Source organism: Thioalkalivibrio sp. ALJ24 (assembly GCF_000377785.1).
Classification (GTDB): Bacteria; Pseudomonadota; Gammaproteobacteria; order Ectothiorhodospirales; family Ectothiorhodospiraceae; genus Thioalkalivibrio.
Map to the genome: position 1 here is coordinate 272,633 of NZ_KB898728.1, position 8,767 is coordinate 281,399.

General features: G+C 65.4%; 9 protein-coding genes and 2 pseudogenes. 4 read left to right on the plus strand and 7 right to left on the minus strand.

Annotation, left to right across the window (positions count from 1 at the left end):
* Nucleotide 1: 1 nt before the first annotated feature.
* Together D571_RS0108665 and D571_RS0108670 are read right to left on the minus strand one after the other, a co-directional pair.
* On the minus strand, nt 2-718 hold the full coding sequence (locus D571_RS0108665) for a nuclease-related domain-containing protein (RefSeq protein ID WP_018936291.1): 717 nt from the start codon (nt 716-718) through the stop codon (nt 2-4).
* 121 nt (nt 719-839) lie between these two features.
* Entirely contained in the window at nt 840-1,964 is a 1,125-nt protein-coding gene (locus D571_RS0108670; RefSeq protein ID WP_018936292.1) for a site-2 protease family protein, read from the minus strand.
* Between the two features lie 622 nt (nt 1,965-2,586).
* Between D571_RS0108670 and D571_RS0108675 the strand changes: the two genes are divergently transcribed.
* Nucleotides 2,587-3,624 carry an HDOD domain-containing protein gene (locus tag D571_RS0108675; RefSeq protein WP_232196953.1) on the plus strand — a complete coding sequence of 346 codons (1,038 nt, stop codon included), beginning with the start codon at nt 2,587-2,589 and terminating at the stop codon, nt 3,622-3,624.
* Here the strand turns inward: D571_RS0108675 and D571_RS0108680 are convergent.
* Complete coding sequence (locus tag D571_RS0108680) at nt 3,621-4,223, minus strand: GNAT family N-acetyltransferase (protein ID WP_018936294.1); 603 nt, start codon at nt 4,221-4,223, stop codon at nt 3,621-3,623. The genes D571_RS0108675 and D571_RS0108680 overlap by 4 nt on opposite strands.
* 256 nt (nt 4,224-4,479) lie before the next feature.
* Nucleotides 4,480-5,238, minus strand: coding sequence for an NERD domain-containing protein (locus tag D571_RS0108685; RefSeq protein WP_369773859.1), 759 nt, complete (start codon nt 5,236-5,238; stop codon nt 4,480-4,482).
* 151 nt (nt 5,239-5,389) lie between these two features.
* Between D571_RS0108685 and D571_RS0108690 the strand changes: the two genes are divergently transcribed.
* Entirely contained in the window at nt 5,390-5,830 is a 441-nt protein-coding gene (locus tag D571_RS0108690; RefSeq protein WP_018936296.1) for a LysR substrate-binding domain-containing protein, read from the plus strand.
* Nucleotides 5,785-6,353: pseudogene (locus D571_RS13675) on the plus strand (cytochrome c). The gene D571_RS0108690 and the pseudogene D571_RS13675 overlap by 46 nt, the downstream one beginning before the upstream one ends.
* Before the next feature lie 137 nt (nt 6,354-6,490).
* On the opposite strand, the gene D571_RS13930 reads toward D571_RS13675, so the two are convergent.
* The 3 genes and pseudogenes from D571_RS13930 to D571_RS13690 all read right to left on the minus strand — a co-directional run.
* The gene (locus D571_RS13930; RefSeq protein WP_198003801.1) at nt 6,491-7,018 is read right to left on the minus strand and encodes an ankyrin repeat domain-containing protein; all 528 of its coding nucleotides are present in this window, start codon (nt 7,016-7,018) and stop codon (nt 6,491-6,493) included.
* A gap of 97 nt (nt 7,019-7,115) precedes the next feature.
* Nucleotides 7,116-7,778 carry a transposase gene (locus D571_RS13685; protein ID WP_018936299.1) on the minus strand — a complete coding sequence of 221 codons (663 nt, stop codon included), beginning with the start codon at nt 7,776-7,778 and terminating at the stop codon, nt 7,116-7,118.
* A gap of 129 nt (nt 7,779-7,907) precedes the next feature.
* Nucleotides 7,908-8,510: pseudogene (locus tag D571_RS13690) on the minus strand (transposase); the annotation flags it as partial.
* A 66-nt stretch (nt 8,511-8,576) separates the two neighbouring features.
* On the opposite strand from D571_RS13690, the gene D571_RS0108715 reads away from it, so the two are divergent.
* Nucleotides 8,577-8,767: transposase (locus D571_RS0108715; protein ID WP_018935035.1), on the plus strand; the 191-nt coding region annotated here is incomplete at its 3' end.

Sequence of the window (8,767 nt, forward strand, 5' to 3'; positions counted from 1 at the left end):
TTCAGCCCTTCAGCGACGCGATAGCCCGGACCGTGTTTTCCCTCACCGGGCGCGGGCGCTCCGGGCGGAAGCGGCGGATGTACTCCACCAGCTCCGGCCCCGTCAGTACCGGCACCGACAGGTCGTCCGAATGCCCCAGCGACACCTCCGGGTGAGTAAAAAGCACGATCGGCTGGATCCAGCGCTTGGCCTTACGGCCCTTGAGGTACTCGCTCAGCAGCCACACCTGCTTCTTCACCTGCCGCACCGGGTTGCGCATCTGCTTGGTGTAGCGGCTGCCGCGCCGCCCGGTCTTGCTCACGGTCCACTGCGCGGCCTGCTCGTCGCAGTCGATGGCCCCGCTGTTGTGCTTCACCTCGATCACGAACAGCGCCTCCGGCCCCGCCACCACCAGATCCGCCTCCGCCACACCCGTGCGCGAACGCTCGTCCGGCAGGTCCACCTGGTTGAAGATCGTAAATGAGTCCGGCAGCTCCGCCAGATACTCCAGCGCCGCATCCTCGCCGCGCGCGCCCGCCTCGATCACCGCGCTGCCGCCCACCAGGCCCACCAGCACGACCACCCCCGCCAGCGTCACCAGCCCCACCAGCGGATGCACGAAGAACGCCCCCAGCGCCACCGGCAACCCCAGAAACAGCGCCAGGTTGCGCCCGCGCCTCTGGATCGCCTGCGACTCTTCAGTCAGCCGGTTTGCAGTGACGTAGCGAGTGTCTGCCATGGATGCCCTAGCCTGCCAACGTCCGGGATCAACCGCGCACTTTAACCCGTCGGCCCTGTAACAGGGCGTGGCGTACCCCTTTGCAGTAGACCCCTATGGCTACTCCGTGCCGCGCGGGTTGCTAGCGCTTGACCTCCATGTGGATCTCGATGGTGCGCAGGAGCTTCTGGCGGTCGATCCATCCGATGGCCCGGCCGGATTCCTCCAGCACCGGGATCTGGTTGAGGTTGTGCTCACTCATGAGCCGCAGGATGTCCTCGGCCTGCGTATCCGGCCCGACATGGCTCAGCGAATCCGCAGGGGTCATGATATCGGCGATCCGGGTGGTCACCCACTGCTCCCGCGGCACCTTGCGGCTGTCACTCAGGGTCACCAGCCCCTGCACCCGCTCCGGCTCGCCGACCAGAAACGAACGGCACCCGCCCGGTAGAACGCCCTGGTCGATCCACTCCTGGATGGATGCATCCGGACTGACGAAAGGCGGCTCCGGATCGGCCAGATCCCGCGCCTGCACATCCACCAGCCGCTCGCGCATCTCGTACATCCGCCCCTGCCCTTCGGCCATGGTCAGCAGGAACCAGGCGATCAGCATGATCCAGACGCCGCCGATCAGGTTGCCGATCACCAGGAGGTTCCAGAAGCCGAAGCCGAACAGGAGATACGCCACCATCCGACCGCCCCGGACGGCGGCATCCACCGCCCTGCGCGGGTCGCCGGTGAACTTCCACACCAGCGCGCGGAACACCCGCCCCCCGTCCAGCGGAAAACCGGGGATGAGATTGAATATCGCCACCACCAGATTGATGAACGCCAGCCAGCCCATGACCACCGACACCGGTTCGTACCAGCCGGCGGTGACCAGCGCGAGCCCCCCGAAGATCAGCGCCAGGCCCACACTGACCGCCGGCCCGGCGATCGCGATCCAGAACTCGTCGTCCGCGCGCTCGGTGTCCCCGCCCATCTGGGCCAGACCGCCGAAGATGAACAAGGTGATGGACTCCACCGGCACGCCCCGCCGGATGGCCACCACGCTGTGGCCCAGCTCATGAGCCAGGATGGACACGAAGAACAGCAGGGCCGTCACCGCCGCGGTGCCCACCACCATCGGCAGGGTCCACTCCGGAAACTGGTAGTGGAAGCCGGTGCTCATGGCCGTCAGCAGCAACAGCAGGATGAACACCCAGCTCACGTGGATCTGGATGCGGATGCCGCTGATGTGGCCGAGGACCAGGACCCTCTTGAACATACTTCCACTCCTTGCAGTGGGCGCGGCCCCGTGTCGAACTGCCGGAACCACCTGACGCCCATTATGTGGCCCCGCAGCACCTCCCGGACAGGGAAACTCGACGCAGGCCCGGGGTGGAGCAAGACAACCGACTGCATCCGCCGGCACTACCCCGTGCCTGTCCTCCGCACTCGCAGCCGGTGGCATCCCGACTTTGACGGGGACCCTGCCACATCGGGGTCTGTCGGGTTGATTATGCCGGCCATGCCGCTGGTGCAGACGCTGGGCGTTGGAGGACCCTCATGGCGGTTGCTAAGGGACACCTGCCCGGTTTCGCGGTCCGCCTGTCTTGTCGGGGCTGAACGGCAAAGTGATCGATACACATCGTGCGCCCGGGGATTGCCTCAGTTCGGCAACCCGGATGCGCTGCTTCTCTTGCACGCGGTGGGCATCGGCCGATGATCCGACACCTTCGGCAGGTGTCCTCGCCGGCCACACGTTCCGCGCGCCGTTTACTTCACCTTTTCCGCAGGTTACCTTTCACCCCCGTCATGGCCGAACAGCGGTCACGCAACGGCAGCCGCGGGCCCACCCCTGGCCCGGTCGTCGCAAGCCATACACCGCATACAAGGACGCCCCACCCATGATGCTCTCCCGGCTTCGGCGATGGTTCGCTCGCGCGCGAGACAACAGCCAACCGGCCCCCGGCCGCGCACCGAACTCGGATGCCCGCGAAGGCACTGCCAGCAGCGACGCAGTGCGAGGAAGCGACGGCACGGAACCGCTCCTCTCGGAACGGGAACTCTCCTCACGGTACTGCGCCGGACTGTTCGCCACCCGACACCAGTCCGGAGGCTCGCCCGGCCCCGAGGAGCGCGCCTGGCTGCGCGAGCATCGAGAACGGCTCATGGAGGATCCCACCGCATTCACCGCCAGGGTGCCGCGGCTTCCCCGGATTGCGCCCCGACTCATGGCCACCCTGCGCGACCCCGAGCAATACGGATCGAAAGAGATCGCGAACATGGTCGAAAGCGATCCCGTTCTGGCCGGCAACATGCTCAAGGTCGTCAACAGTCCGTCCGTACGACCGAACCGCAAGGAGATTGTGAGCATCGAGCAGGCCGTGACGATTCTGGGCAACCGGGGCATGCGCGAAGTGGTCGCCGCCGCCATCATCAGTCCCATCGCTCAATTCGGGCAGGATCGTCGCCTGAACTCGGAAGGCCTGCGGCAGATCTGGCCGGAGACGCTGCAAACCGCCATGAACGTGAAGGTCGGCGCCCGGCAAATCGGCGGCGGGGTCGAAGGGTTCGCGCTCCATCTCTCGGCCCTGACTCACAGCAGCGGACTCATGGTTCTGCTGCGCAACCTGGACACCCTCGAGGTTCCCACCGTGTCATCCGGGTTCATCGACGAGCTGGAAAGCCTCGCACGAAACGCCTCCGTCGCCATCGCGCAGCACTGGGATTTCGACGAAGACAGCGTCCGCATGCTGCAGGGCTGGGCCAATTCCGATCGCTCGACCCTCGAAACCGCGCTGCTGATCGATGCCATCGGTTTCACCCGGATCAACAACCTCTGCAGGCGCGGTGAGCTGGAATCCAGCTCCTGTCAGGCCTACCTCGACGCCCTGCCGCGCTTCGCGAACGAGTGGAAAACCTCCCCCTCGGAGCCCGGCTAGACAGGCCCGGCACTTCCCGGGACCGGCTTCGTCATCAGGACCCAGTGGCCGGAATGCCGACAACCGGGCCAGGGCAACAGCGGCCTGCGCGCCACGTCGGCATAACCGAGCCGCTCGTAAAGCCGCCGTGCACCCCGGTTTTCTTCCGCCACGATCAGGCTGAGCACCTCCGCGCCGCTCCCGGCCGCCACCTCCTCCGCGCGCTGCATCAATGCGCTTCCCACGCCGCGGCCGCGCCAGGCCGGATCGGCCGCCACGGCGTTCACGTACCAGGACCCCGGGGCCAGAGCCTCCAGCTCCAGCAGCGGACGCACCACGACCGGGGCCTCGCTCAACGGCTCGACGTCATGCGGATCGGGCAGACGGTACCCGAGCAGCATCCCGACGACCTCGTCCCCGATCTCGGCCACATGGGCATTCACGTAACTGAAGCCGCCGTCTGTCCCGCTTACGGTGCGCGCCCCGAACTCCAGGGGATCCCCATCCGGACCGGCGGACTCCCGCCACAGATACATCGGAATCCCCTCGCCTGCGAAGTCCATGAGCTCCGCCAGTCGCCGCGCATCCCCGATCTCTGCCGCACGTATCTTCAGATCCATCTCGCATCCCCTCCCTGCGCCCCAGAGATCCCTTCCCCGCGACAGAACGACGTCGCTCAGCATGCAGGGCTGCAACGGCGACGCCCCCGATACACCCGGCCCCGCAAAGTCGGCGGACCGGACTCCAACATAACCCTCTGCCTGCGACACCGACGCGTGGCATGCCGGCCGTGACCCGTTCTCTTAACTGGAGGATAGCCCACAGACGGGCGCCCCCACCCGCCCGAGATGAACCGCGCACCTTGACGCGTCGGCCCTATTGCAGGGCCCTGGTCCCGCGGCACGCGGGATACTGCGAGCAGCCCCAGAACTCCTGGCCGGCGCTGACACCCTTGCGCGCCTTTCGTTTCACCATCGCACTGCCACATTTCGGACAACCGGGTGCCGCGGGCGCCGAGTGGCGCTCCCGCAAACCCTCCACATGCGCCCGGCGGGTGTGGCGCGAACGCTCGAGGCCGCCATGCTCCAGCGTGGCCACCATGTCCTCGACCTCGTCTTCGCTCCACACCTCTTCCCGGAACGAGCGGATATAACTCAGGAGCCCCAGGCCACGGACCACGTTGTCCGGCATCGGCGTCTTGAACGTGCTGCCGCCGACGAACACGACCACCGAGTGAATCATTTCCGGGTCCACACCCAGCACCTCGGCCACCGCCCGTTCGTGGCGATAGTTCTGGCGCAACGGGTTCTGAAACCGGAAGGACCGCCGGTAGATCTTCTGGGTCCACTGGGCCTGACGCTCACCGCCGAAGATCCAGCCCCGCATGTTCTTCGTCTCGATGACGAAGATCCCGAACCGCGACACCAGCACATGATCGATCTGCGTGGTGCCGTCCGCGGTCGGCAGCGTCAGGTCATGTACCACCCGGCCGGACTTGCCGTCCAGGCCAACCGCCAGAACCAGCCGAATCCACAGCTCGCCGAGCCAGCCCTTTACCTGTGGAAGGCGGGCAATCGCGACCAGCGCCAGCAACAGCCACGCCCACCAGAACTGCGACGCGGCCGCCAGGAGCATCTCAACCAGATTGATCTCCACTACGTCCTCCCTGTCGATGTCGGAGACAGTAGCCACCCGCCCCAAAAGGTCAGAGTAACGCCGACCCCTTGCCCGACGCCTCCACGGGCCGCCCCGGGCCTCGGCCCTCGGCACTCGGCCCTCGGGGTGGATGACGACCACCGGGCGCACCGGCTACCAGTGGTTCCGCGAACTCGCGGACGTGCGCATGCTGACGGTCGCCGGCACCGACCACCCGCTGGCGACCCTCCCCCGCGTCACGCAGGACGATCTGGTCGGACACACCGAGATCGTCATGGCCTACCTCGACCGGGACGGCCTGGTCCCCGAGTCCCCCGAGACCGACAACTACCTCGCCTTCACCCAGTACAAACTGATCCGCGACGCCGTGATCGAAGGCGCCGGCTGGGCCGACCTGCCCTTCCCCCTCATCCGCCACGCCCTGCGCCAGGAACAGCTCCGCACCATCCCGCACCCGGACGCCAACTGGTGGAAGACCTTCTGCGTGCTGGAATCCGAACAGGCCCATGGCGGCCCCGTGGTGACCTGGCTGGCCAACCAGCTGGAGGCCTACCTGACGCGGGTCAGCTGAGGGCAACGACCGACCGCAGTGCCACCGCCTGCATCCAGTGCCATGGAGCGCAGGGCGAGGGCCAGGCACAGCCACCGTTCCCGCGCCTGGCCGGGCTCCCGGAGCAATACCTGATCGAACAGATGGAGGCCTACCAGGACAGCCGACGTCCGAACGCCACGATGGCGCAGATCGCGCAGTATCTCGACGATGACGAATTCGAAGCCGTCAGCCGGCATTACGCCGAGATGGAACCCGCGGGCGGCCCGCACAACGTACCGGAGGATCTGGTCAGCCGAGGCCGCGAAATCGCCCTCGAACGGCTACCCAACCGCAACATTCAGTCCTGTATTCCCTGCCACGGGGAGAAAGGACGCGAACGGAATCCCAGCCTCGCCCGCTCGCCGACCACCCGCCCCGGTACCTGATAGCACAGCTACAGGCCTATGCCGAAGGTGAGCGCGAAACGTCCCTGGCCGGACTGATGCAGGGTATCGTCAGCGAAGTCGAAGACGAAGAACAGGCCGCCCTCGCGGCCTACTAGGCCTCCCTGCCGGCCAGCGACGAATAACCGGGCACCTCAGGGCCACACCGACTGCACACCGCCACAACCAACGTAGAACGTATCGCTCACGTGCTGGGCGGAGCGAAGAGGAACCCAGTCGGGTTACCGAATCCCGGTCAGTATGACTCAAGAACGTTGGCCACCTCCTCGAAGCCGGACTGCACCGCGATATCCCCGGCCGTGGAGCCCGCCGTATACCGGTTTCCACCGGCGCACGGCACACTGGCACTCTCAATACCTTTACCCGGATCGGCCCCTGCCTGCATCAACAAATCCACAGTCTCCGGACGATCCCCCCGGGCCGCAGCGATTAAGGGCGTTTCGCCATTGTCTCCGTCGCGGCGATTTACATCACCCCCATGGTCTATCATGGTCTGCACTAGGTCAGCATGCCCACGCCAGGCGGCGCTGTGGAGCGGCGTCTGGCCGAACTCCAGCCGTTCGTTAGGATCCACCCCCTGTTCGAGGATATACACAACATCGTCCAGGTCCCCCCGTATGGCCGCGTCATCCAGTCCTTCGGGGGAAACATCCGGCCCCGAGAACAGGCCGGACAGAATAATTCCACCCATAATGATCGCTACGGCCATAAGCAGTCCGCTGGCACCGTTCCCGTGCTCGTCAGACATTCGCTTGTTCATCATCAGCTCCTCTACTACTGAGATCCTTACCGCTATCACAAAGCCTGCCTTCAGGTGCCTCCTCATGAAAAGCGGGGTCGGACCTCGCTACCTGACGGTTTCAAATCTCCGAGCGTATCCCCAATGCCCTCTGCACTTCGTCCACATACGGCCGACTGCCCACGGCCACGGACGTCGTCCAGCGATCATCCCGGCTGGCACGATCCGACCCAAGCGCGTCGTCTACCCACATTCGATGGCATCTCCTCAGCTCTGGGAATGAACCGATCTCCAGTGATTCCTTCAGCGCCTGCTGTTCAATCACGCGGTACCCACCCGGAGGGTCCTGGATCTCTCGATACCCACTGGCTTCCCACTCGCGCGGATGCTGCACCACCCCTGCCCGGACCATATTCAGGTCGATGTACACCAAACAACGCGCCAGATGGGTGCCTGTCTCCACCGCCGTAGCGTGGTAGCGGTCCTCCCAGAACGCGTCCTTACGGCCCACGCGCCGGTTGTACGCCTGTCCGACCCGCCCCGCGATCAACTGCATGCCCCGCGGGATCTCGCCACGGCCCTCATCACGCACCAGCAGGTGCACTTGGTTGGACGTGACGATGTAATTCAACACACACAGCCCGTAGCGTCGCCGCGCTTGATACAACCAGTACCGCCACAACCGGCGGTCACACGCGAACTTCAGCAGAAACTCCTGCTTGTGGCACCGGTGCGTGATATGCCAGACATGGCTCGGCAAGTGATGGCGATGCGCCCGTGGCATGGCTTCCCTCCCTGGAAGGCCCATTTCCTGACCAAAATGGCCGCGATAAGCTCGAATTACACCCTTTATAGACCATTTTCCTCGGATCTTTCCGGGACTTACCGTAGTCCGACCCCTTTATTTTCCTTACAGAGCCCGGATACGCTGCTGGATCGACGTGAAATCGGAGGCCTCGGGCGTATCCGCCATGCCGGCGCGCACCGGGTTCAGATCCACGTAGCTCATACAGGTCAGCACCGCCGCGTCGTCCAGCAGCGCCTGGCTCTTGTAGCGGCCTTCCCAGAAGCGCCCCTTGCAGCCATCCTCCGCATTCGCCCGCCGCGCCAGATGTTCGTTCAGGCTGCGCAAGAACCAGGACAGGTCCTGCAGGCGCGCCTGCCACTCGGCAATCTGCTGCTGCGCCCGCTCGCGCTCCGCCACCGTCTTCGTCTGCCCCGACCGATACCGGGCGACCAGAACCGGCAGCGAGAACAGCCGCGCCCAGCGTTCCATCACCTCGCCTTCGCTCCATGCCGCCGCCCGCTCCGAATCCAGCCGCACCACCAGGTGATATTGGTTCGACATCACCGCGTACGCGCACACGTCCACCGCGAACACCCCCTGCAGCTCGCGCAGACGATCGAGCACCCAGCCGCGCCGGTGCTCGTAATTCTTGCCCGAATAGAAATCCTCGCCGCACAGAAACGCGCGGCGAACACAGCGACAAATGCAGTGGTAACGTAAGCTTCCCATCCACGAGGACCAGTGGTTATTAGAGTGCTCTGGCACAATCGAGGTCGAGCCGCCGGGAGGGGAGCCATGCGGAAGTCACGCTTCAGCGAGAACCAGATCCTGTCGATCCTGAAGGAGGCGGATGCCGGGCAGTCCGTTAAGGAGATCTGCCGCAAGCACGGGATCAGCCAGCCGACGTTCTACAACTGGAAGTCGAAGTACGGCGGCATGGCCGCCTCGGACCTCAAGCGCCTCAAGGAGCTGGAGGAGGAGAACCG